General features: G+C 68.6%; 23 protein-coding genes. 10 read left to right on the plus strand and 13 right to left on the minus strand.

Annotated elements, in window-relative coordinates; translation table 11 throughout:
- Positions 1-131 precede the first annotated feature (131 nt).
- Complete coding sequence (locus tag ACWDUN_RS18415) at positions 132-1,067, minus strand: CobW family GTP-binding protein (protein ID WP_449931101.1); 936 nt, start codon at positions 1,065-1,067, stop codon at positions 132-134.
- A 32-nt stretch (positions 1,068-1,099) separates the two neighbouring features.
- A complete protein-coding gene (locus ACWDUN_RS18420) occupies positions 1,100-1,786 on the minus strand; it encodes a demethylmenaquinone methyltransferase (RefSeq protein WP_449931103.1) in 687 nt (228 codons plus the stop codon).
- Between the two features lie 94 nt (positions 1,787-1,880).
- Between ACWDUN_RS18420 and ACWDUN_RS18425 the strand changes: the two genes are divergently transcribed.
- Entirely contained in the window at positions 1,881-2,705 is an 825-nt protein-coding gene (locus tag ACWDUN_RS18425; protein ID WP_449931105.1) for an SDR family oxidoreductase, read from the plus strand.
- Positions 2,706-2,737: 32 nt separating this feature from the next.
- On the opposite strand, the gene ACWDUN_RS18430 is transcribed toward ACWDUN_RS18425, so the two are convergent.
- A complete protein-coding gene (locus ACWDUN_RS18430; protein ID WP_449931107.1) occupies positions 2,738-3,880 on the minus strand; it encodes a glycosyltransferase family 4 protein in 1,143 nt (380 codons plus the stop codon).
- Positions 3,881-3,976: 96 nt separating this feature from the next.
- Here ACWDUN_RS18430 and ACWDUN_RS18435 point away from each other — a divergent pair, with 96 nt between their 5' ends.
- Positions 3,977-4,639 (plus strand): DsbA family protein, encoded by a 663-nt coding sequence (locus tag ACWDUN_RS18435; RefSeq protein ID WP_449931163.1) that lies wholly within the window; start codon positions 3,977-3,979, stop codon positions 4,637-4,639.
- On the opposite strand, the gene ACWDUN_RS18440 is transcribed toward ACWDUN_RS18435, so the two are convergent.
- The 5 genes from ACWDUN_RS18440 to ACWDUN_RS18460 are packed head-to-tail and all read right to left on the minus strand — an operon-like array spanning position 4,597 to position 9,281.
- Positions 4,597-5,109 carry a DUF3592 domain-containing protein gene (locus ACWDUN_RS18440; protein WP_449931165.1) on the minus strand — a complete coding sequence of 171 codons (513 nt, stop codon included), beginning with the start codon at positions 5,107-5,109 and terminating at the stop codon, positions 4,597-4,599. The genes ACWDUN_RS18435 and ACWDUN_RS18440 overlap by 43 nt on opposite strands.
- 38 nt (positions 5,110-5,147) lie before the next feature.
- Complete coding sequence (gene menD, locus ACWDUN_RS18445; RefSeq protein WP_449931108.1) at positions 5,148-6,773, minus strand: 2-succinyl-5-enolpyruvyl-6-hydroxy-3-cyclohexene-1-carboxylic-acid synthase; 1,626 nt, start codon at positions 6,771-6,773, stop codon at positions 5,148-5,150.
- A gap of 9 nt (positions 6,774-6,782) precedes the next feature.
- On the minus strand, positions 6,783-7,571 hold the full coding sequence (locus ACWDUN_RS18450; RefSeq protein WP_449931110.1) for an alpha/beta fold hydrolase: 789 nt from the start codon (positions 7,569-7,571) through the stop codon (positions 6,783-6,785).
- A gap of 10 nt (positions 7,572-7,581) precedes the next feature.
- A complete protein-coding gene (locus ACWDUN_RS18455; protein ID WP_449931112.1) occupies positions 7,582-8,298 on the minus strand; it encodes a DJ-1/PfpI family protein in 717 nt (238 codons plus the stop codon).
- A gap of 11 nt (positions 8,299-8,309) precedes the next feature.
- Positions 8,310-9,281: a GlxA family transcriptional regulator gene (locus ACWDUN_RS18460; protein ID WP_449931114.1), complete on the minus strand. Its 972-nt coding sequence runs from the start codon at positions 9,279-9,281 to the stop codon at positions 8,310-8,312.
- Positions 9,282-9,364: 83 nt separating this feature from the next.
- Here ACWDUN_RS18460 and ACWDUN_RS18465 point away from each other — a divergent pair, with 83 nt between their 5' ends.
- Positions 9,365-9,700 (plus strand): type II toxin-antitoxin system HicB family antitoxin, encoded by a 336-nt coding sequence (locus ACWDUN_RS18465; protein ID WP_449931116.1) that lies wholly within the window; start codon positions 9,365-9,367, stop codon positions 9,698-9,700.
- A gap of 129 nt (positions 9,701-9,829) precedes the next feature.
- On the opposite strand, the gene ACWDUN_RS18470 is transcribed toward ACWDUN_RS18465, so the two are convergent.
- Genes ACWDUN_RS18470 through ACWDUN_RS18480 form a run of 3 tightly spaced genes read right to left on the minus strand, consistent with a single transcriptional unit; the run spans position 9,830 to position 13,994 of the window.
- Positions 9,830-10,792 carry an o-succinylbenzoate synthase gene (locus tag ACWDUN_RS18470; RefSeq protein WP_449931167.1) on the minus strand — a complete coding sequence of 321 codons (963 nt, stop codon included), beginning with the start codon at positions 10,790-10,792 and terminating at the stop codon, positions 9,830-9,832.
- Positions 10,776-12,341, minus strand: a complete 1,566-nt coding sequence (locus ACWDUN_RS18475) for a long-chain-fatty-acid--CoA ligase (protein WP_449931118.1) — start codon at positions 12,339-12,341, stop codon at positions 10,776-10,778. The genes ACWDUN_RS18470 and ACWDUN_RS18475 overlap by 17 nt, the downstream gene beginning before the upstream one ends.
- A 30-nt stretch (positions 12,342-12,371) precedes the next feature.
- On the minus strand, positions 12,372-13,994 hold the full coding sequence (locus tag ACWDUN_RS18480) for an amidohydrolase (RefSeq protein WP_449931120.1): 1,623 nt from the start codon (positions 13,992-13,994) through the stop codon (positions 12,372-12,374).
- A 118-nt stretch (positions 13,995-14,112) separates the two neighbouring features.
- Here ACWDUN_RS18480 and ACWDUN_RS18485 point away from each other — a divergent pair, with 118 nt between their 5' ends.
- Positions 14,113-14,571: a YciI family protein gene (locus ACWDUN_RS18485; protein ID WP_449931122.1), complete on the plus strand. Its 459-nt coding sequence runs from the start codon at positions 14,113-14,115 to the stop codon at positions 14,569-14,571.
- Here the strand turns inward: ACWDUN_RS18485 and ACWDUN_RS18490 are convergent, their stop codons facing one another.
- On the minus strand, positions 14,572-14,823 hold the full coding sequence (locus ACWDUN_RS18490) for a DUF3253 domain-containing protein (RefSeq protein WP_449931124.1): 252 nt from the start codon (positions 14,821-14,823) through the stop codon (positions 14,572-14,574).
- Between the two features lie 58 nt (positions 14,824-14,881).
- Here ACWDUN_RS18490 and fadD8 point away from each other — a divergent pair, with 58 nt between their 5' ends.
- The 5 genes from fadD8 (at position 14,882) to ACWDUN_RS18515 (ending at position 19,984) form a co-directional block, all read left to right on the plus strand.
- Positions 14,882-16,492 carry a fatty-acid--CoA ligase FadD8 gene (fadD8, locus tag ACWDUN_RS18495; RefSeq protein ID WP_449931126.1) on the plus strand — a complete coding sequence of 537 codons (1,611 nt, stop codon included), beginning with the start codon at positions 14,882-14,884 and terminating at the stop codon, positions 16,490-16,492.
- Positions 16,493-16,556: 64 nt separating this feature from the next.
- Positions 16,557-16,784 (plus strand): hypothetical protein, encoded by a 228-nt coding sequence (locus ACWDUN_RS18500; RefSeq protein ID WP_449931128.1) that lies wholly within the window; start codon positions 16,557-16,559, stop codon positions 16,782-16,784.
- A gap of 64 nt (positions 16,785-16,848) precedes the next feature.
- On the plus strand, positions 16,849-18,048 hold the full coding sequence (locus tag ACWDUN_RS18505) for an RNA polymerase sigma factor (RefSeq protein WP_449931169.1): 1,200 nt from the start codon (positions 16,849-16,851) through the stop codon (positions 18,046-18,048).
- A 10-nt stretch (positions 18,049-18,058) separates the two neighbouring features.
- Entirely contained in the window at positions 18,059-19,297 is a 1,239-nt protein-coding gene (locus ACWDUN_RS18510) for a GNAT family N-acetyltransferase (RefSeq protein WP_449931130.1), read from the plus strand.
- Positions 19,298-19,306: 9 nt separating this feature from the next.
- Positions 19,307-19,984 (plus strand): HAD family hydrolase, encoded by a 678-nt coding sequence (locus tag ACWDUN_RS18515; RefSeq protein WP_449931132.1) that lies wholly within the window; start codon positions 19,307-19,309, stop codon positions 19,982-19,984.
- A 4-nt stretch (positions 19,985-19,988) separates the two neighbouring features.
- Here the strand turns inward: ACWDUN_RS18515 and ACWDUN_RS18520 are convergent, their stop codons facing one another.
- Positions 19,989-20,264 carry a hypothetical protein gene (locus ACWDUN_RS18520; protein WP_449931133.1) on the minus strand — a complete coding sequence of 92 codons (276 nt, stop codon included), beginning with the start codon at positions 20,262-20,264 and terminating at the stop codon, positions 19,989-19,991.
- A gap of 90 nt (positions 20,265-20,354) precedes the next feature.
- Between ACWDUN_RS18520 and ACWDUN_RS18525 the strand changes: the two genes are divergently transcribed.
- Positions 20,355-21,257 (plus strand): 1,4-dihydroxy-2-naphthoyl-CoA synthase, encoded by a 903-nt coding sequence (locus tag ACWDUN_RS18525; protein ID WP_449931135.1) that lies wholly within the window; start codon positions 20,355-20,357, stop codon positions 21,255-21,257.
- Positions 21,258-21,304 lie beyond the last annotated feature (47 nt).

Raw genomic sequence — 21,304 nt, forward strand, 5'->3', positions numbered from 1 at the left:
GACGCTCTCACCGGTCGGCGTCGTCCGGAGTCCTGGAAAACCCGTAGTCGCGCATCGATACCGGAGTTCAGCATGGTTGCGAGCAACCCGACCAGACCGACACCAGGTCGGCCGGTTCGCCCGCGTCGTGGCTAGACGACGTACTTACCGATGCCCAGCATCGCGTTCTCGTCGGCGGGTTCGCGGGTGCAGTCCCGCAGCGCAGCCGTCAGGGCGGCCGCATCCATGCCGGTGCCGATGAGCACCAGTTCGGTGCCGCGGCCCCGCTTCTTCGAAAACCGCAACGAGCTGCCGACCAGCTGCACCAGGAATCGTCCGTTCGTCCCGAAGTCGACGAAACCCTTTGCCCGATAGAGCCCGTCGGGTCGGTCGTGCAGGAACTGCAGGAAGTGCCGCGGATTCATGGTGTCGGCGGTGGCAAACTCGACGCTCTGATATTCGGGATGGTCATGGCTGTGGTGCTCGTGCAGCAGTTCGTCGAAGGACAACTGGGCTTGCGGTTTCCGCCTGGTCGGCGGATCGATCAGCAGGTCGGGGTCGATGCGGGCGAAATCGGTGGGCAGCACCGGCACCCGGGGGTTGAGTTCGCGGATGCGGGCGAGCACCTCATCGGTTGACGCATCACCGATCTTGTTGAGCACCACCAGATCCGCCACCGCGACGCCATGGCCCAAGTCGGCGGGCTGCACGGCGTCGACCACCAGGACCAGCCCCGCGTAGTGGAAGCGGTCATCCTCGGCGGTGGCGATGGTGCGGGCCAGCACCGGCGGCTCGGCGACGCCGCTGGCCTCGACGATGATCAGATCGAGTGCCGGGCGCACCGACGCCAGCTTGCCCAGCATCTCGGCGGCCTCGGAGGCGTCGACCGCACAGCAGATACAGCCGTTGGACAGCGAGGCCATCGCGTCGACCTGACCGGCCACCAGCATGGCGTCGATGTTCACCGCACCGAAATCGTTGACCAGGGCGCCGATTCGCACGCCGCGGCTGTTGCGCAGCAGGTGGTTGAGCAGGGTGGTCTTGCCGGCGCCGAGGAAGCCGGCCACCGCCAGCACGGGGGTACTCATAACTCAAATCTCATAGCTCGGCTCCGCCTCGCTCAAGGCTTGACGGCGGCGTGCAGCGCGACGATCCCCCCGCTCAGGTTGCGCCAGCGCACGGCCTGCCACCCCGCCTCGCGGATGCGCTCAGCCAGTTCGGCCTGCGTCGGCCAGGCCCGGATGGACTCGGCCAGATAGACATAGGCCTCCGGATTGCTCGACACCGCCCGCGCCATCATCGGCAGCGCCTGCATCAGGTACTCCTTGTACGCGGTGGCGAACAGCGCGTTCGTCGGGGTGGAGAACTCACACACCACCAGCCGGCCACCGGGACGGGTCACCCGCGCCATCTCCCGCAATCCCGCCACGTGGTCGACGACGTTGCGCAACCCGAAGCTGATGGTGACGGCATCGAAAACGTCGTCGGCGAACGGCAGTTTCGTGGCGTCGGCGCCCACCTTGGGCACCTCGCGCGTCGCGCCGGCGGCCAGCATGCCCACCGAGAAGTCCGCGGCCACACACCACGCCCCGGACGTCGCCAACTCGACCGTCGACACCGCGGTGCCCGCGGCCAGGTCCAGCACCTTGTCGCCGGGGCCGATTCCCAGCGCCGCGCGGGTCTCCCGACGCCAGAACCGGTCCTGGCCCAGCGACATCACGGTGTTGGTGATGTCGTAGCGGCGGGCCACGGCGTCGAACATCGACGCGACCTCGTGCGGGTTCTTCTCCAGTGACGCCCTGCTCATCGGTTTAAAACTACCTGTGGATCCCGGGGTTGGCGGAATGGGTCGGACGTGGTGACGTTGATACCGGTCGTAGGCTCGCGAGAAAGGCATGCACATGACCGAGAAGATCTGGTTCATCACCGGCGCATCCCGCGGTTTCGGCCGGGAATGGGCCATCGCCGCACTCGAGCGCGGGGACAAGGTCGCCGCCACCGCCCGGGACACCTCCACCCTGGACGACCTGGCCGCCACGTACGGCGCAGCGCTGCTTCCGCTGCAGCTCGACGTCACCGACCGGGCGGCCGATTTCGCGGCGGTGGCGCAGGCACACGCCCACTTCGGCCGCCTCGACGTGGTGGTCAACAATGCCGGGTACGGGCAGTTCGGGTTCATCGAGGAGCTGTCCGAGGCCGAGGCTCGCGACCAGATCGAGACGAACGTGTTCGGCGCGCTGTGGGTCACCCAGGCCGCCCTGCCGTTCCTGCGCGCCCAGCGCAGCGGCCACATCATCCAGGTGTCCTCGATCGGCGGCATCACCGCTTTCCAGAACGTCGGCATCTACCACGCCTCCAAGTGGGCGCTGGAGGGCTTCTCCCAGTCGTTGGCCCAGGAGGTCGCCGGCTTCAACATCCACGTCACCTTGATCGAGCCGGGTGGCTTCGACACCGACTGGGCGGGTTCCTCGGCCAAGCGCGCCACCCCGCTGCCCGATTACGCGGACGCGCACGCCGCCGCCGATGCGGCCCGCGCCAAGCGCACCGCCAGGTCCGGTGATCCAAAGGCGTCGGCGGCCGCGGTACTCAAGATCGTCGACGCCGACAAGCCGCCGCTGCGGGTGTTCTTCGGCGAGATACCGCTGCAGCTTGCCGAGGCCGATTACGCGCAGCGGCTGGAGACCTGGCGGCAGTGGCAACCGGTGTCCATCGAGGCCCAGGGCTGAACCCCGGGCGCGAGCGACCGTGGACTGCGTGTCTAACCGGCGTGTCGGCGCGCCGACACGGTCGCTCGCGACTGCATGACGGCCTCGTAGTGGCCCAACAGTTCATCGCAGACGGCCGGCCAGGTGCGGGCGAGCACGCTGCGCCGGGCCGCGGCCGAATATCGGGCACGCTCGGCGATCAGATGGTCGACGGCACCGGACAGCCGGGACTCGAACTCGTCGACGCCCAGCAGCATGCCGGTGTGCATCGGGGTGACCAGATCGCGCGGGCCGCCGGCGTTGGGCGCCACCACCGGCAGACCGGAGGCCATGGCCTCCTGGACCGCCTGACAGAACGTCTCGTGCTCGCCGGGGTGGACGAACACATCCATGCTGGCATAGGCCGCCGCCAGCGCCGAACCCCGCAGTTCACCGGTGAAAACGGCTGCGGGCATTCGTGATTCAAGCTTGCGACGGTCGACGCCATCACCCACGACGACCACCTGCAGGTCATCGCGGTCGGCCAGGACGGCCAGCCGCTCCACATGCTTTTCCGGTGCCAGTCGGCCGACGAAGCCGATGACCGGCTTACCGGCCGGGGACCATCGGGCGCGCAGCGCCTCATCGCGGGCCGACGGCACGAAGCCGGTGATGTCCACCCCGCGGCCCCACTTGTGCAGCCGCGGAACACCATGGGCGGCAAGATTTTCCATCGCCGAGGTGGACGGTGCGAGGGTACGGTCGGCCTTGCTGTGCAGCCGTCGCGTCCAGGCCCAGGAGGCGCGTGACAACACGCCCACACCGTAACTCTCGGCGAATCCGGCGACATCGGTCTGGAACACCGCCACGGTCGGCACGCCCAGGTGGCGTGCGGCGTGCACACCGCCCCAGCCCAGCAGCGCGGGTGAGGCCAGATGCACCACGTCGGGATCGAATCCGCGCAGCACACCGACGATGCGCGGGCGCGGCACACCCAGCGGCAACGAGGTGACCTTGGGGAACATGTGCGACGGCACGCGGTGCACGCGGACGCCGTCGTGCACGCGATCGGCGGGTGCCTGGCCGCGCGGGGTGTCCGGGGCGATGACCAGCACCTCGTGACCGGTGCGGCGGAGATGCTCGATCACCCGCAACACCGAGTTGGTGACGCCGTTGACATTCGGGAGGAACGATTCGGCAACGATTGCAACGCGCACGGCTTGACTGTCGCAGCGGTGGTTGACCACACGGTTGCGTACGGGCATATGGCATGCGAACACCACGACAGCGGTACGGTGGTTTGCGTGCATCGAATGTTGGCCGTGCTCACGGGTTTGACGCTGCTGGTCGGCGTGGGCTGCACGAAACAGATCGAGGGCAGCGCGCAATCCGATCCGAATCAGCCGCTGACGCAGGTGAGCGAGGACGGGTACGGCGTGACCGCCGGTTTCCCGCAGGCACCGGTGCAGATCGAGATCTTCGCCGAACCGCAGTGCTCACACTGCGCGGACCTACAGCGCGATTTCGGGGAGGACCTCCGCCACCACATCGGCCTGGGCCGGCTGGCCGTCACCTACCGGCCGATGACGTTCCTGGAAGCCGCCGATTTCCACTACTCCGAGCGGGTCAGCAACGCCCTGTTCGTGGCGGCGTCCGAGGGCGACAGCCCGGCGGTGGCGTTCCAGTCGTTCGTCGAGGATCTGTGGGCCGACCAGGACCCGTCGGGCCGGGGTCCCACCGAGGAGGAGATCGCCGAAAAGGCCCGCGCGGCCGGGTTACCCGATGAGGTCGCCCAGCGCATCGCCGGGGGCAAGGCCGCCGTCGACGCCGTCGAGATGGACGCGATGAACTACGACCTGCTCTACCTCATCGACCCGATAGACACCGGGACACCAACGGTTTACGACCTGACCAACGACGAGAAACTCGACATCTACGACGAGGACTGGCTCGACAAGCTGATGTCGTCGGTCTGATCCTCCGCGGGCTGCGCTGCGTCGAGGCGGCGCGCGACGACGGCCACCACCAGCAGGGCGGCACCGGCAACCAGCCAGCCCAGCACCGCGATCGAGGCGGCCGGGATGATGGCCAGCGCCGCGTTACGGTCCTGCACCCGAACCAGATCCGGGTCGGTGCGGTCGTATTCGACGTAGATGCGCATCCCGGTGTCCAGCTCGGACGGATACAGCACGCCCAGTTCGGGCCGGTAGGTCACCCGATCCGGGGTGACGAACTCGATGGTGGAGCGCCGCGGGCCGGCGTCGAGCACCTCGGCGGCGGCCACGCCCATATTGCGTTCGATCTGCCGGTCGTTCTCCCACGCGCCGAGCACCAGCAGCACCGATTGGAACGACGCCAGCGCTGCCATCAGCAATATGCCGACCCGGACCCGCCGGATGATGCGCTGCCGACGGGTTTCGGTGCCGTCGCCGAACATCCGCGGCATCCGGCGCCACAGCTGCGCCAACGCGGCGGGCACCTTCACTACAGCGCCGCCCGGATCGAGGCGTGCAGGGCACGCAGCGAGGACCGGTCGGCCTTGACCTCCAGTACCCGCATACCGTCGGCCGGTTCGCGCAGCACCTCGGCCAGCGCGTCGACGTCGACCTGCTGATTGGGCACGTGGTAAGCCCGGCACAGTGCGGCGATATCGACATCGTGCGGGGTGCCGAACACCCGGGAGGAGACGTCGGAGAACCGAGGGTCCCCTTGTTCCAGCAGCTCGAAGATGCCACCGCCGTTGTCATTGGACACCACGATGGTCAGGCTGCGCGGAGTCGGTTCGGTCGGGCCGATCAGCAATCCGGAACTGTCGTGCACGAAGGTCAGATCGCCGACCAGCGCCACCGTCGCGCCGCCCTCGCGCTCATGCGCCAGCGCCGCGCCGATGGCCGTCGACAGCGTGCCGTCGATGCCGGCCACCCCGCGATTGGAGCGCACCTTGACCCCGTCGGCGCGGAAGCCGACCAGGGCGATATCGCGGACCGGGTTGGACGCGCCCAGCACCAGCTGGTCACCGTCGCGCAGGCCGTCGGCCACCGCAGCCGCGACATGCAGGCCGGTGGTGTGCGGATGCCGGTCCAGCTGGGCGCGCACCGCCGCGCAGGTGCGTCGGTGCAGTTCGGCGCTGCGCTGCAACCAGGCCGGGTCAGGGCTGCCGCTGGTGACCGCGCGGGTGCCGGTGGCCTGCGAGTTGCCCGACACGTCGGGCCAGCGCGGGCCGGTGGTCAGCGCGAACACCGGCACCGACGGGTCCGCCAGCAGGCTGGACACCGTGCGGTGCAGGGTCGGGCGGCCCAGCATGATGACCTGCTGGGGCCGCAGCAGCGGCAGGGCCAGCGGGTGCAACGGGTTCGCTGCCGCAGGTGCGGTCGGTTCGGCGACGGTGGGCAGCGCGGCCAGGTTGGGGTGGCTGCCCGCGCCGTGGCCGGCGATGACGACGGTGTCCGGCGTCAGGTCGATGTCCAGCGGCTGGTCGAAGCTGACCGGCGGGGTGTGCGTCCACGAGCGACCGTCGGGCCGGCCGGCCGGGGTGTCGGCGTTGTCGTCGGGGTCGGGCACCAGTGGCTCGCGCAGCGGGATGTCGAACTGCACCGGGCCGGCGTTGGCACTGCGAGATCCCTTGGCGGCCACCAGAACTCGACACGTTGCCGAACGCCACTGGGCGTTCAGCGCGGTCAGGTCACCGCTTTCGGCCAGACCGAGACTGATGCTGGCGCGCACCTGGTTGCCGAAGTATCCGAGCTGTTCCATGGTCTGGTTGGCCCCGGTGCCCAGCAGTTCGTAGGGCCGGTTGGCGCTCAGCACGATCAGCGGTACCCGCGCGTAGTTGGCCTCCACCACCGCCGGGCCGAGGTTGGCCACCGCGGTGCCCGAGGTCATGGCGATCGGCACCGGCGCCTGCCCGGAGATCGCCAGACCGATCGCCAGGAAACCGGCGGTGCGTTCGTCGATCCGGACGTGTAACCGGATCCGGCCGGCGCGGTCGGCGTCGTGCAGCGCGAACGCCAACGGCGCGTTGCGTGACCCGGGGCACAGCACCACATCGCGGACGCCGCCGCGGATCAGTTCGTCGACGACGATGCGGGCCTGGGTCGTCGAAGGGTTCACCAACCCAGCCTATTGCTTGGCTTCGGCAAAGAAATCGAGGATCGCCTGGTTGACGACCTCGGGGTGCTCGATGAAGCCCAGGTGCCCGGCGTCGGGGATCTCCAGGTAGCGGCCGGACGGGATGGCATCGGCGACCTCACGGCTCAGGTGCGGGGCCATCAGCACATCGTCGGCGAACCCGATGACCAGCACCGGCACCTTGATGTGCTGGTAGGCGGGCAGCCGGTTGCCCTCCGGTGAGACAGCGAGCTGGCTCTTCAGGCCCGGGGTGTACTGGGTGGGCCACATGGTGAACATCTCGGCCCAGTCCATGACCGCGCGGTCGTCGTCGAGGGTCTTGGGTGAGAAGTTCTCCATCAGGCGGATCTTGGCGTCATAGCTCGGCGGCAGGGTGATGCCGGCGTCGTGGAAGTCCCGTTCGGCCTTGTTGAAGAAGTCGCGGGCCTTGTCGTGGCGACCGCGGGTGGCCATCAGCACGGCCTGGCTGACCAGCTCAGGGCGGGCCACCATCAGCTCCTGGGCGATGAACGAGCCCATCGAGACGCCGACGACGCGGACCGGTCCGCCGACCACCTTGGTGATCAGGTTGGCGGTGTCGGCCACCACCTGCTCGGTGGTGAATCCGCTGGCGTTCTCGGTGGCGCCGACCCCGCGGTTGTCGAAGGTGATGACGCGGTAGCCGGCGCGCTGGAATGCCGGTACCTGGTGCAGGTGCCAGGTGCGCCCGGCGCCGCCGCGGCCCGCGATGAAGAGCACCGGTTCGCCGGTGCCGCCTTTGTCGACGTAAGCGAGATTCACCCGCTCGAGCCTACTTGCGGGCGCGGACCTTGCGGATTGCCTGGTCCCAGAGCAGCTGGGTGCTGGCCTTGAGGATGGTGGGTTTGAGCACGTCCCGCGACAGCAAAGCGGTGGCGGTGGCCTTGGTGGCCGTCGACGCCTTCGAGATGTGGCCGGAGTCGAACGGCGGTTGCGGGTCGTATTCGATGCCCAACTGGATGGCCTTGGCCCGGGCGTCGCCGGCGATCTGGCCGGCCAGCCACAATCCGAGGTCGATACCGGCGGACACCCCGGCCGCGGTCACGTACTTGCCCTGGTGCACGATGCGCTGGTCGCCGACGGCCGTCACGCCCTCGAAGGTCTTGAGCATCGGGACCACCAGCCAGTGCGAGGTGGCGCTGCGTCCGGCGAGCAAACCGGCCGCGGCCAGCAGCACCGAGCCCGAGCACACCGACGTCGTCCAGGTCGAGGTGGCGTCGGCGCTGCGCAGCCAGGCCAGGACCGACTCGTCGCGGGCGTGCTCGAAGGTGGTCGGGCCGCCGGGGACCAGGATGATGTCCGGCGACGGCGTCTCGTCGAACGAGTAGGTGGCCCCGATGGTGAGCACGCCGGAGTCCGCGGTGACGGGACCGGGCTCGTGCCAGAGGAAGCGCACCTCGGCGTCGGGCAGGTAGTGCAGCGTCTCATAGGGCCCGATGAGGTCGAGCGCGGTGAAACCCGGGTAGAGGACGATGGCGATCTGGGTCATGCGATTTCCTTTCAGCAGAACGTCTTGCGGTACTGGTCGGGTGAGACGCCGACGCGTCGGACGAAGTTGCGCCGCATGGTTTCCGCGGTGCCGAACCCGCAGCGGGCGGCGATGACGGTGACGGTGTCGTCGGTTTCCTCGAGCTGGCGGCGCGCGGCCTCGGTGCGGATGCGTTCGACGTAGCTGCCGGGCGCCTCGCCCACCTCGTCGGTGAACACCCGGGTGAAATGCCGCGGGCTCATCGACGCGCGCCGGGCCAGTTCGCTGATGCTGTGTGCGCCACCGGGTTCGGTCTCGATGGCCTCCTGCACCTCGCGGATGGGAGCGCGTTTGGCGCGCGGCGCCCACACCGGAGCGGCGAACTGGGTCTGGCCACCGGGGCGGCGCAGGTACAGCACCAGCCAGCGCGCGACGGATTGGGCGATCTCCGTTCCGTGGTCCTCTTCGACGAGGGTCAGTGCCAGATCGATACCGGAGGTGACGCCGGCCGCGGTCCACACCGTCTCCGAGCTACGCACGAAGATGGGGTCGGGATCGACGGTGACTCGCGGGAATTGGTCGGCCAGATGATCGGCGAACGCCCAGTGGGTGGTGGCCCGGCACCCGTCGAGCAGGCCGGCCTCGGCGACCAGGAAGGCGCCGGTGCAGACGCTGACGATCCGGCGCGCGGTCTTGGCCGATCGTTGCAGCCAGGCCAGCAGATCGCGGTCTTCGCGCAGCGCGTCGATGCCGGCACCGCCGGGGATCAGGACGGTGTCGACGGGGTCGCGGGGCAGGGGTTTTGCGACGATCTGCAGGCCCTGCCAGCTGGTGGCCGGGCCGCCATCGGGTGAGGCGATGAGCACGTCGTAGCCGTCGTCGTGGCGGCCCTGCGCCGCCAGCGTGAGGGTGGCCGCGGTGAACACCTCGAACGGGCCGATCAGGTCGAGGGCCTGCACGTTGGCATAGCCCAGCAGCACCACCGATCGCTTCACAGGTCTCATCGTGGCCGCGATCGTCGATGGCGTCTATGCCATGGACCCCACAGATCAGGACATTGGCGGTCCTGGCGGTGATGCTGCCGCGTATGACCGAATACACCTATCGGGCGATGTGGTCGCCCAATGACGCGTCCTATATCGGCACCTGCCTGGAATTCCCCGGGCTGCGGGGCCGCGGCCAGACCGCGGGCGCGGCCGTCGCCGCGATCGAGAAGTTGGTGAACGAGGACGTCGCGGCGGCGGTGGCGACGGGATGGGAGCCGCCGGAGTCGCTCACCGACCGCGAATACAGCGGGCGGTTCGTCCTGCGGGTCTCCCCCGAGTTGCACGCCCGCCTGCGCGTCGAGGCCGCCGAGCAGCAGGTGTCGCTGAATCAGTGGGTGGTCCGGTTGCTGGTGGGTCGCACGGGTGCCTACTACTGAGCGCCGGAGCAAGTTTCTGAGGCGTAAAGCGTCTCCAGACGTGGTATCACCGGCAGTACTACGGATTCGGCAGTACCACCGGCAGTACTACGTTTCGCGGTGCTTTGTCGGTCCGGAATCGGGTCATGCCTACAACAACGCGTGACAATCCCGCACCCGGTCGATCCACCACTGCCGGCGGTCGGCGGGCGCGGCCAGTGCCGAAAGCCGGGCGGGATCCGGAGCCACCGCGCCCACCGGCAGGTACCCGTCGACCGGAACCACCGGCTCCACAACGTCTTCGACGAACAATCCGCCGGTGCCCAGACCGCAGGCGTGCGGCAACTCCGGCAGGCAGCCGGCCGCCAGCAGACCTCGCGACATCCCCACCGCGGTGTCCAGGGCGCTCGACACCACCACCGGTATGCCGATCCGGGCGGCGATGATCAGCAGCGGTTCCACACCGCCCAACGGTGCGACCTTGACCACCGCGACATCGGCGGCGCCCAGGGCCACCACCCGGAACGGGTCGGCGGCCTTACGGATCGACTCGTCCGCCGCGATCGGCGTCGAGATCTGTTGGCGCAGCGCCGCCAACTCCTCGACGGTGGCGCACGGTTGTTCCAGATACTCCAGCGATCCCAGCGCGGCCGCGGCCCGCACCGCCTCGGCCACGGTCCACCCGCCGTTGGCATCGACGCGCACCGTGGGCACCAACTCGCGGACGGCCTCGACGCGCGCGACGTCATCGGCCAGGGTCTGGCCGGCCTCGGCGACCTTCACCTTCGCGGTGCGGGCCCCCGGGAACCGCGCCAACACCTCGGCGACGCGGGCGGGTTCGACGGCCGGGACGGTGGCGTTGACCGGGATCCGGTCGCGCGCCGGCGCCGGGGCCTCGCGGTAGGCCGACTCGACGGCCGACAACAACCACTGCGATGCCTCGGCCGGGCCGTACTCGGGAAAGGCCCCGAACTCGCCCCAACCCGCGGGCCCCTCGAACAGGGCCACCTCGCGAACGGTTATGCCGCGGAACCGGACCCGCATCGGCAGGGCGACGACGTGCATGCGCTCCAGCAGGTCGTCCAGCGCGGGGAACTCAGATGGTGGCGCGATCGCGACCCTCCCAGTGCGGCCGGCGCATATCCTTCTTCATGATCTTGCCGGTCGGGTTGCGTGGCAGTGCGTCCACGAAGTCGACGGCCTTCGGACACTTGTAGGCGGCCAGGTGCTGACGGGCCCAGGCGATCAGATCGGCCTCGCCGACATCGTCACCCTGCAGCGCCACAACGGCTTTCACCGCCTCGCCCCATTTCTCGTCGGGCACCCCGAACACCGCGACCTCCACCACCGCCGGATGCTCGGCCAGGATCCGCTCGACCTCGATGGAGTACACGTTCTCGCCACCGGTGATGATCATGTCCTTGAGCCGGTCCTCGACGAACAGGTACCCGTCCTCGTCGAGGCGGCCGATATCGCCGGTGCGGAACCAGCCGTCGGGGGTGATCGCCTCGGCCGTCGCCTCGGGCTTGTTGTGATAGCCCTTCATCAACTGCCTTGTCCGGAACCAGATCTCACCCTGCTTGCCGGTCGGCTGGTCCACGAGCGTGTCGGTATCGACGATGCGGATCTCGACACCGTTGATCGGTTGGCCCGCACTGACCAGGCGCTCCTGGTTGTCGCCGCGGTGGTCCTCGGGCCCCAACCGGGTGGCGACGCCGCACACCTCGGTCAGCCCGTACACCTGGATGAAGTCGGTGTCGGGCCACGCCTTGAGCGCGTCGCGCAGCAGCGGCAGCGGCATCGGCGAGGCGCCGTAGGAGAAGATCTCCAACGCCCCGAACAGCTTCACCGCGTCAGGCCCGGCCTGCAGCACGGTGGCCAGCACGGCGGGCACCAGGAAGGTGCGGTTGGCCCCGGCCAGGATGCCGGCGGCCAGCGCGCCGCCCTCGATATCGCGGGTCATGTAACTCGGTGCGCCGTAATACAGTCCGAACTGCATGTAGGAGGTGCCTCCGACGTGGAACAGCGGCATGGACACCAGGTTCTTGTCGCCCGGTTTGAAGGGCCACTGGTCGAAGGCGCTGACGGTGTGCGCGATCAGATTGGCGTGGCTGATCATGACGCCCTTGGGCCGGCCGGTGGTGCCCGAGGAGTACATCACCACCACGGTGTCATCTGTGTGCGCCTCCGGCGACCGGTCGGCCGGGTTCGCCGCGGCCAGCATCGCCTCGTATTCGTCCTCGCCGTCGGGCTTGACCTCGATGATCTCCGACACCCCGGGGATCCGGTCGCCGATGGACTGCACCGTCGGGGCGAACTCGGCCCCGACAAACAACACCTTGGCACCGGAATCATTGAGAACATAGTCGATTTCGTCACCGGCCAGCCGGAAGTTGATGATCGACGTCGCCGCGCCCAGCGAGGCCGCGGCCAGCGTCACCTCGACACACGCCGGGTGGTTCTTGTCCAGGAACCCGACGACGTCACCGCGGCCCACACCCCGCGCACGCAGCGCCCCGGCGACCCGCCGGATGCGGTCATGGAATTGCGACCAGGTCCAGGTCCGACTCAGGTAGGTGATGGCCTCGTCATCGGGTTTGACCGCCGCCCAGTGTGCGACACGCTCATCGAGGAAGCGGGGCTCGGCGAGTGACTCAGACATGCCCGACAGCCTGCCACGGCACCCGTCGGCTCATGCGGATTTCGGATGAACCTGCCGACCCGCCAGGTAGGTGGCCTTGATCTCCAGATCGGCCACCTCCTCCGGGTCCACCACACGCGGATCCGCCGACAGCACAACGAGATCGGCATACTTGCCCACCTCGATCGAGCCGATCCGGTCATCGGCGAACAGCTGGTAGGCCGCATCCAGGGTCTGGGCGCGGATGGCCTGCTCGACCGTCAGGCGCTCCTGCGGGGCCAGCACGCGCCCGCTCGGGGACTTGCGGGTGGCGGCCACGCTGATATTGCGCAGGGGCTCCTCCGGCGTCACGGGCGGGTCGTTGTGCAGTGAGATCCGCATCCCGGTGGCCGCGGCCGACCCGCACGGCATCCACCGCTCACCGCGTTGCGGGCCGAACAATCCGTCGACGATGACGTCACCCCAGTAGTGCAGCTGGTCGACGAACAGGCTGCAGGTGACGCCGAGGGCGTGTGCGCGCGCCAACTGTTCGTCGGTGATGGCGCCGACGTGTTCGAGTCGCAGCCGGTGGTCGTCACGCGGATGTGCCCGCAGCGCTTCCTCGTACACGTCCAGGATGGTGTCCACGCCGTTGTCGCCCTGGACGTGGCAGGCCATCTGCCAGCCCTGCGGATAGAAGGTGTGCACGATCTCGGCGAGCTGTTCGCGGGTGTAGTTGGCATGCCCACACGACCCGGGCACGACGCCGATGGAGCGGGTGGCCTCGGTGTCCAGGTAGGGAAAGGTCAGGTCGATGTTGCCGATCCACGGCGAGCCGTCCACCCAGATCTTGATGCCGACCTGGCGCACCATGTCGTCACCGTCGAACGGGCGGGCATCGGTGCGCAGTTCCGCGGTCGACATCTCATAGGTGCGCAGCCGGACGGTCAGCTGATCGTGCAGCGCGGCCAGCATCGGTCGGAACATCGGGTCGAAGGCCATCTCCGAACAGGTGGTCAGCCCGGCCCGGTTCAGCCGGTCACACTCGGCCAACAGCATCGCCGGGTAATCCCCCACCGAGATGGCCCCACCGATCAGCGGGAACACCGCGGCCGACTCCTCGGCGGTGCCGTCGAGGTCGCCGTTGGCGTCCCGGCCGTAGCGCGCGCCCTTCGGGTCGGGGGTATCGCGATCGATCCCCACCGCCCGGGCGGCCGCGGTGTTGAAGAACGCCTTGTGCCCGGAGTTGTGCATGATCACCAGCGGGGTGTCCGCGACACCGTCCAGCCATTGCAGCGTCGGCTCCGGTAACCCGTTCTGCAGCAGCGGATCCCAGCCGTTGAGGTAGGCACCTTCGGCACCGCGGCGGGCCACCTCGGCATGCACGGCTGCCACCACCTCCTCGGCGCGCGGCAGCGTTACGGGCCGGATGTCGACCATCCGGTCCGACAACGCCACCGCCTCCATCAGCGGATGCCCGTGCGCCTCGACGAAACCGGGCAGCACACAACCATCGCCGACCGACAGCACCGTGGTGTCCGGGCCGATCCAGTCCTGCAGTTCGTCATCGGACAGATCCAGCGCGGCGATCCGGCCGTCGGCGACGGCGAGATTGTGCGCCGTCGGGCGGGCGTCGTCGACGGTGAGAATGGTGCCGGTGATGACGAGGTCGGCCGGCTGCGCGGGGCGTGGCATGGGGCCAAGGTTATGGCGCGATGAAAAAAGTTGCCGCCGGTTGTCGATTCTGCGTGCGTCCCATTCGACGTGTTGATGAGGCACGAACGACGTGCCCGGGAAACAAGGAGTGAACACGATGTCGCGTTACATGCTGATCATGCGAGTCGCCGATGCTGCCGCCGCCGAGGCCGCGATGGGCGACATGGACTTCGACGAGATCATCGCGTCGATGGGCCGGTACAACGAGGAACTGGTCAAGGCCGGTGTGCTGTTGGCCGGTGAGGGGCTGTGCGAACCCGAGGACGGATTCGTCGTCGATTTCGCCTCGGAGCCGCCGGTGGTGACCGACGGTCCGTACACCGAGGCCAAGGAATTGTTCAACGGGTTCTGGATCATCGAGACCTCATCGGTGCAGGAGGCCAAGCAGTGGGCGCTCAAGTGCCCGCTGGGACCGGGGGTCAAGCTGGAGGTCCGCCGGGTCAGTGAGACCGAGGAGTTCGATCAGAGCAACCCGTGGATCCAGAAGGAGATCCAGTGGAAGGCCGATCTCGCCGAGAAGGCCGCACAGGCCGCCCGGACCGCCGCCGGCCGCTGATCACGGCGTGGCGCGGATCCGGATGGGTCCGCGCCAGACGGCGTCGGGGTCCAACGCCGTCCCGCGCTGGGTGATCTGCACCTGGCCGCGGCGGGCCAGGTCCCGGGCGATATCGCGGGCGTCGTCCATCAGGTCGCGCCAGCCCTCGCCACCGATCGCCCGAGCCGCATCCGACGGGCAGATGGTCTTGTCCGGCCCCCGCTCACGGGTCAGTTCGAGGATCACCCGGCGCAGCTCGGCTCGCTGGCTCATGGTTCCAGTGAACACCCATCCTTGAAAGAATTTTTGGAACACGTTCTAATCTGATGCCATGAGTGATGAGCAGCTCCGCCATTTCCTGCACTCCGGACATCTCACCGTCGGCGCCCTCAAGCGCCACAAGGACCGCCCCGTGCTCTTCCTCGGGGACACCACGCTGACCGGCGGCGAACTCGCCGACCGCATCAGCCAGTACATTCAGGCCTTCGAGGCGCTCGGGGCCGGTACCGGGGCCGCGGTCGGGCTGCTGTCGCTGAACCGCCCCGAGGTGCTGATGATCATCGGCGCCGGACAAACCCAGGGGTACCGCCGCACGGCACTACACCCTCTCGGCTCACTCGATGACCACGCCTATGTGCTGTCCGACGCCGGGGTGACGTCGCTGATCATCGATCCCAATCCGATGTTCGTCGAGCGGGCGCTGGGCCTGCTGGAGAAGGTGCCCTCGCTCAAGCAGGTGCTGACCATCGGACCGGTCCCCGAGGCGCTGACCGCCGCGGGCGCCAACGCCACCGACCTCAGCGCCGAGGCGGGCAAGTATCCGCCGAAACCGCTCGTCGCCGCCGACCTGCCGGCCGACCACATCGGCGGGCTGACCTACACCGGCGGCACCACCGGCAAGCCCAAGGGCGTCATCGGCACCACCCAGTCGATCACCACCATGACCACCGTGCAGCTCGCCGAATGGGAATGGCCGGAGAACCCGCGCTTTCTGATGTGCACCCCGCTGTCGCATGCCGGCGCGGCGTTCTTCACCCCCGTCATCGTCAAGGGCGGCGAGCTGATCGTGCTGACCAAATTCGATCCCGCCGAGGTGCTGCGCGTCATCGAGGAACAGAAGATCACCGCCACCATGCTGGTGCCGTCGATGATCTACGCCCTGATGGACCACCCCGACAGCCACACCCGCGACCTGTCTTCGCTGGAGACCGTCTACTACGGCGCCTCGGCGATGAACCCGGTGCGGTTGAAGGAGGCGATCCGGCGGTTCGGCCCGATCTTCGCCCAGTACTACGGGCAGTCCGAGGCGCCGATGGTGATCACCTACCTGTCGAAGACCGAACACGACGACAAGCGCCTGACCTCGTGCGGGCGGCCCACCCTGTTCGCCAAGGTTGCGCTGCTGGGCGAGGACGGCACGCCGGTGCCCCAGGGTGAGGTCGGTGAGATCTGCGTGGCCGGGCCGCTGCTGTCGGGGGGCTACTGGAACCTGCCGGAGGCCACCGCCGACACGTTCAAGGATGGCTGGATGCACACCGGCGACCTGGCCCGCGAGGACTCCGACGGTTTCTACTTCATCGTCGACCGCACCAAGGACATGATCGTCACCGGTGGTTTCAACGTGTTCCCCCGCGAGGTGGAAGACGTTGTGGCCGAGCATCCCTCGGTCGCGCAGGTGTGCGTCATCGGCACCCCGGACGAGAAGTGGGGTGAGGCGGTGACCGCGGTGGTGGTGCTGCGCCCCGACGCCGCCTCCGACGAGGCGGCGGTCGCGACGATGACGGCCGAGATCCAGGAGGCCGTCAAGGAGCGCAAGGGGTCGGTGCAGTCGCCCAAGCAGGTGATCGTCGTCGACTCGGTGCCGGTGACGGCGCTGGGCAAGCCGGACAAGAAGGCCGTGCGGGCGCAGTTCTGGGAGGGTGCCGCCCGATCCGTGGGTTAGGCGAAACCCCGGCGGGGTATAGGAGCGTCGACCGAGTCGCTTTCACAGATAAGGACCCCGCCCGATGGACGACCGCCCCGCAGTCGCCGCTCGCCCCACCACCTCCGAGGCACTCAGCACCGGGGCGTTGTTCCTGTCCATGATCGCCATCGTCGGTTTCGCCCTGACCATCGGCACCTTCGGTCTGGAACGCATCGGGTTGACCTTCACCGTCGGCCTGCTGTCGCTGACGAGTTTCGTGGTCAGCATGTTCTTCTTCCGCGCCGAAGCCGAGGATCCCGGCGACATCTGAGTCGCGCTAGCGTGGCGGGGTGCCGGACTCCGACCTGCGCAGCACCGTCGACGCCATCTGGCGCATGGAGGCGGCCAAGATCGTCGCCACCCTCACCCGCGCCGTCGGTGACGTCGGGCTGGCCGAGGACCTGGCCCAGGAAGCGCTCGTCGACGCGCTGACGCAATGGCCGGCCGGCGGGGTTCCGCGCAACGCCGGGGCGTGGCTGACCACCGTCGCCAAACGCAAGGCCATCGATCTGTGGCGGCGCCAGGACAACCTGGACGCCAAGTACGCCGTGCTGGCCGGCGACCTGGAGCACGAGGTCACCGACGCCTGGGATCCCGACCGCATCGACGATGACGTGCTGCGGTTGGTGTTCATCGCCGCGCATCCCACACTGTCGCGGGAATCGCAGATCGCTCTGACCCTCCGGGTGGTGGGCGGGCTGACCACCGACGAGATCGCCCGCGCCTTCCTGACCTCGAAGGCCACCGTGGCCGCCCGGATCACCCGGGCCAAGAAGACGCTGGCCGGCGCGGCGTTCGAGGTGCCCGACCGCGACGAGTTCGGCCCGCGGTTGTCGGCCGTGCTGGCGGTGCTTTACCTGATCTACAACGAGGGGTACTCGGCCTCGGCCGGGCAGCGCTGGATCCGCGACGAGTTGTGCAGCGAGGCCTTGCGTCTGGGCCGCGTGCTGCAGGCGCTCACCCCGGACGAACCCGAGGTGCACGGCCTCGTCGCGTTGATGGAGTTCCAGTCGTCGCGGTTCGCGGCGCGCGCCGACGCCGACGGCAATCCGATCCTGCTGGAAGACCAGGACCGCACGCGCTGGGACCGGGCCCAGATCGGTCGCGGCGTCGCTGCCCTGGAGCGCGCCGGCCGGGTCCGCGGACAGCGCGGTTGGGGCCCCTACGCCCTGCAGGCCGCACTCGCCGAATGCCATGCCACCGCGCCCACGGCCGCCGATACCGATTGGGTCCGCATCGTGGCCCTCTACGACGCGCTGCTGCAGATCGCCGCGTCACCGGTCGTCGAACTCAACCGCGCCATCGCCGTCGCGATGGCCGAGGGGCCGGCGAAGGCGCTGCCGCTGCTGGATTCGGTGTCCGGGCTCGATGATTCCCATCTGCTGCCCAGCGTGCGCGGTGAACTGCTGGCCCGGCTCGGCCGCGACGCCGAGGCCGCCGCGCAGTTCACCGCCGCGGCCGGACTGACCGCCAACGAGCGTGAACGCGACGTGCTGCTGAAAAAGGCCGCGCGGATCACCGGCCCGGCACGGTAGACATGAGTATGTGGCTGAGCTGACCCTGCGCACCGTCCGCGACGACAACGACTTCGAGGCGTTCTACACGGCACTGCACTCGGTGTTCCTCTACGACGTGCAAGCCGACGAGACCCGACTGACCCGCAACTGTGCCGACCTGGACCGGATGTTCGGTTACCACGACGGCGACCGCTGGGTGACCACCGCCGGCGACTTCCGCAAGCAGGTCAACCTGCCCGGCGATGTGCAGGCACCGGTGGCCGCCGTCACCGCCGTCTCAGTGGCGCCGACGCATCGCCGGCGCGGTCTGCTGACCGACATGATGCGGTATCAGCTCGACGGAATCCACAGCCGCGCAACGGAGTCGGTGGCCATGCTGTTCGCCTCCGAAACGGTGATCTACGGTCGTTTCGGTTACGGACTGGCCAGCCACAACGCGGTGCTCGCGGGCCAGGTGCGTGATCTGGGCTTCCGGCCCGGCGTCGATCTGGGCGACGGCAGCATCAGCGAGGTGGACGCCGCGAACCTGCTCGCCGACGGTCCGGCCATCTATGACCGGGCGACCGCCGGTCTGCCCGGCCGGATGGACCGTCCGAGGCCGTGGTGGGAGCACCGACTCCACGACAACGACGAGCGGCGCAAGACCAGCGGCAGGATCCGATTCGTGCTGCATCACGAGGCCGACGGCACACCCAGCGGTTACGCCGTCTACCGGCCGAAGCCGGACTGGGACGCGACCGGCCCCAACGGCGAACTGCACATCGAGGAGGTACGCGCGGTCAATCCCCGTGCCTACGCCCGGATTTGGCAGTTCCTGTTGGAAATCGACCTGGTCCGCAGCATCAGATTCGACGGGGCGGCGATCGACGAGCCGCTGCGTTTCCTGGTGGCCGATGCGCGGGCGCTGCGATGCGAGGTGACCGACGGCATCTTCGTCCGCCTGGTGGACGTGGGACCGGCGTTGGCGTCGCGCCGCTATGCCGCACCGGTCGACGTGGTGCTCGACGTGCGCGACGACTTCTGCGGGTGGAACACCGGCCGGTACCGGCTGCGCGGCGACCTGGACACCGCGCAGTGCGAAAGCACCGACGCGCCAGCCGATATCGCGATCACCGCACGCGACCTCGGGGCCATCTACCTGGGCGGGGTGAGCCTGACCCAGCTTTCCGCCGCCGGCCTGGTCGAGGAGTTGACCCCGGGTGCGGTGCAGCGCACCGCGATCGCCTTCGGGTGGCCGGTGTCCCCGGCGATCCCCGACCAGTTCTGAGAGGATGCCATGGTGATCCGTGCAGTGCTGTTCGATTATTCCGGCACGTTGTTCCGCCTCGAGGAGGACGACAGCTGGTTCGAGGGCATCCTGGTCGACGAGAAGGAAGTCGACGGCCATGTGCAGGCCGAGCTGATGCGGCGCGTGACCGCGCCCACCGGCAGCTCGGTGCCGATGTCACAAGAGCAGCAACACAATTGGGCCAACCGCGACCTGGAGCCGCATCTGCACCGGGAGGCCTACCTGCACGTGCTGCGCGAGTCCGGCCTGACCGGCGAGGATGCCGCCGCGCTGTATCCCAAGCTGGTCGATCCGGCGTCGTGGACTCCGTACCCGGACACTGCGCGGGTGCTCAACGGGCTGCGCGCCGCCGGGGTCAAGACGGCGGTGGTGTCCAATATCGCCTTCGATCTGCGGCCGGCGCTGGCGGCCGCGGACACCGGCGTCGACGAGTATGTGCTCAGTTTCGAGGTGGGTGCGATCAAGCCGGACGCGGCGATTTTCGCGACCGCGCTCGGCCGCCTCGGGGTGGCGGCCGAGGATGCACTGATGATCGGGGACAGCGAGGAGGCCGACGGTGGCGCCCGCGCGCTGGGATGTCGCTTCGCGCTGGTGGATCCGCTACCCACCGAGCAACGCCAAGACGGACTGCTCGCGGCGCTGCGGGCACACGGGATCGACCTGTGACTGCCTACAGGTGCGGAGCTTCCTTGATCTTGGCGTCCGGGGTGCCCAGCGTCTGACACCAGGTCTGCACCGCCAGGCGGGTGCCGGAGATCTCCAACTGTTGAGGATCGGTGCCCTTCTCGTCCTTGAGCATCTTCGTGATGGCTTCGTTCTGCGTCTTTTCGTCCGCACCCGTGAAGTCCTCACAAGGGGTGTCCCCGCCGGTGACCGACGGTGAGCAGCCGACCAGCATCGCGGTGGCGGCAAAACCCGCTAGCAACACACTTGCCGACTTCTTCATCGTTCCTCCTCGCCATGCGTCCAGTACGCATCGTCCCGCGCTTTGTACCCCGCACTGTGCGGGGCGAAACCCGCTGCCTACAGTCGGGGAATGACATTCGACCCTGCGTTGTGGCAGCCGGTCGCCGGCTTCGACCTGACCGATATCACCTATCACCGGCACGTCGTCGACGGTGTGCCGCAGCCGACGGTCCGCGTCGCGTTCGACCGGCCCGAGGTGCGAAACGCGTTCCGGCCGCACACCGTCGACGAGCTGTACCGCGTCCTGGACCATGCCCGGATGTCGCCGGATGTCGGGGTGATCCTGCTCACCGGCAACGGGCCGTCCCCCAAGGACGGCGGGTGGGCGTTCTGCTCGGGTGGGGATCAGCGGATCCGCGGCCGCAGCGGCTACCAGTACGCTGACGGTGAGACCGCCGAGACGGTGGATCCGGCCCGGGCCGGCCGCTTGCACATCCTGGAGGTGCAGCGCCTCATCCGGTTCATGCCGAAGGTCGTCATCTGCCTGGTCAACGGGTGGGCCGCCGGCGGCGGGCACAGCCTGCACGTGACCTGTGATCTGACGCTGGCCAGCCGGGAGCACGCCCGGTTCAAGCAGACCGACGCCGACGTGGGCAGCTTCGACGGCGGATTCGGCAGCGCGTATCTGGCACGCCAGACGGGCCAGAAGTTCGCCCGCGAGATCTTCTTCCTGGGCCGCGCCTACGACGCGCAGACCATGTACCAGATGGGCGCGGTGAATGAGGTCGTCGACCACGATCAGCTGGAGAGCGTCGGCCTGCAGTGGGCCGCCGAGATCAACGGCAAGTCCCCGCAGGCGATCCGCATGCTCAAGTTCGGTTTCAACCTGATCGACGACGGATTGGTCGGCCAGCAGGTCTTCGCCGGTGAGGCAACACGTTTGGCGTATATGACCGATGAGGCCGTGGAGGGTCGCGACGCCTTCCTGGAGAAGCGCGACCCGGACTGGAGCGGGTTCCCCCGCTACTTCTGAGCCGCGATTTCGGTGAGGATACGTGCGGTAGGCGCACGTATCCTCAC

This window comes from Mycobacterium sp. NPDC003323 (assembly GCF_053589535.1).

Bases quoted from the DNA above. Each gene is read 5' to 3' on its own strand.
- ACWDUN_RS18415 (WP_449931101.1), bottom strand. From the start codon at position 1,067: ATGAGTACCCCCGTGCTGGCGGTGGCCGGCTTCCTCGGCGCCGGCAAG.
- ACWDUN_RS18420 (WP_449931103.1), bottom strand. From the start codon at position 1,786: ATGAGCAGGGCGTCACTGGAGAAGAACCCGCACGAGGTCGCGTCGATG.
- ACWDUN_RS18425 (WP_449931105.1), top strand. From the start codon at position 1,881: ATGACCGAGAAGATCTGGTTCATCACCGGCGCATCCCGCGGTTTCGGC.
- ACWDUN_RS18435 (WP_449931163.1), top strand. From the start codon at position 3,977: ATGTTGGCCGTGCTCACGGGTTTGACGCTGCTGGTCGGCGTGGGCTGC.
- ACWDUN_RS18440 (WP_449931165.1), bottom strand. From the start codon at position 5,109: ATGCCGCGGATGTTCGGCGACGGCACCGAAACCCGTCGGCAGCGCATC.
- ACWDUN_RS18455 (WP_449931112.1), bottom strand. From the start codon at position 8,298: ATGACCCAGATCGCCATCGTCCTCTACCCGGGTTTCACCGCGCTCGAC.
- ACWDUN_RS18460 (WP_449931114.1), bottom strand. From the start codon at position 9,281: ATGAGACCTGTGAAGCGATCGGTGGTGCTGCTGGGCTATGCCAACGTG.
- ACWDUN_RS18465 (WP_449931116.1), top strand. From the start codon at position 9,365: ATGACCGAATACACCTATCGGGCGATGTGGTCGCCCAATGACGCGTCC.
- ACWDUN_RS18475 (WP_449931118.1), bottom strand. From the start codon at position 12,341: ATGTCTGAGTCACTCGCCGAGCCCCGCTTCCTCGATGAGCGTGTCGCA.
- ACWDUN_RS18480 (WP_449931120.1), bottom strand. From the start codon at position 13,994: ATGCCACGCCCCGCGCAGCCGGCCGACCTCGTCATCACCGGCACCATT.
- ACWDUN_RS18485 (WP_449931122.1), top strand. From the start codon at position 14,113: ATGTCGCGTTACATGCTGATCATGCGAGTCGCCGATGCTGCCGCCGCC.
- ACWDUN_RS18490 (WP_449931124.1), bottom strand. From the start codon at position 14,823: ATGAGCCAGCGAGCCGAGCTGCGCCGGGTGATCCTCGAACTGACCCGT.
- fadD8 (WP_449931126.1), top strand. From the start codon at position 14,882: ATGAGTGATGAGCAGCTCCGCCATTTCCTGCACTCCGGACATCTCACC.
- ACWDUN_RS18500 (WP_449931128.1), top strand. From the start codon at position 16,557: ATGGACGACCGCCCCGCAGTCGCCGCTCGCCCCACCACCTCCGAGGCA.
- ACWDUN_RS18505 (WP_449931169.1), top strand. From the start codon at position 16,849: ATGGAGGCGGCCAAGATCGTCGCCACCCTCACCCGCGCCGTCGGTGAC.
- ACWDUN_RS18515 (WP_449931132.1), top strand. From the start codon at position 19,307: ATGGTGATCCGTGCAGTGCTGTTCGATTATTCCGGCACGTTGTTCCGC.
- ACWDUN_RS18520 (WP_449931133.1), bottom strand. From the start codon at position 20,264: ATGAAGAAGTCGGCAAGTGTGTTGCTAGCGGGTTTTGCCGCCACCGCG.
- ACWDUN_RS18525 (WP_449931135.1), top strand. From the start codon at position 20,355: ATGACATTCGACCCTGCGTTGTGGCAGCCGGTCGCCGGCTTCGACCTG.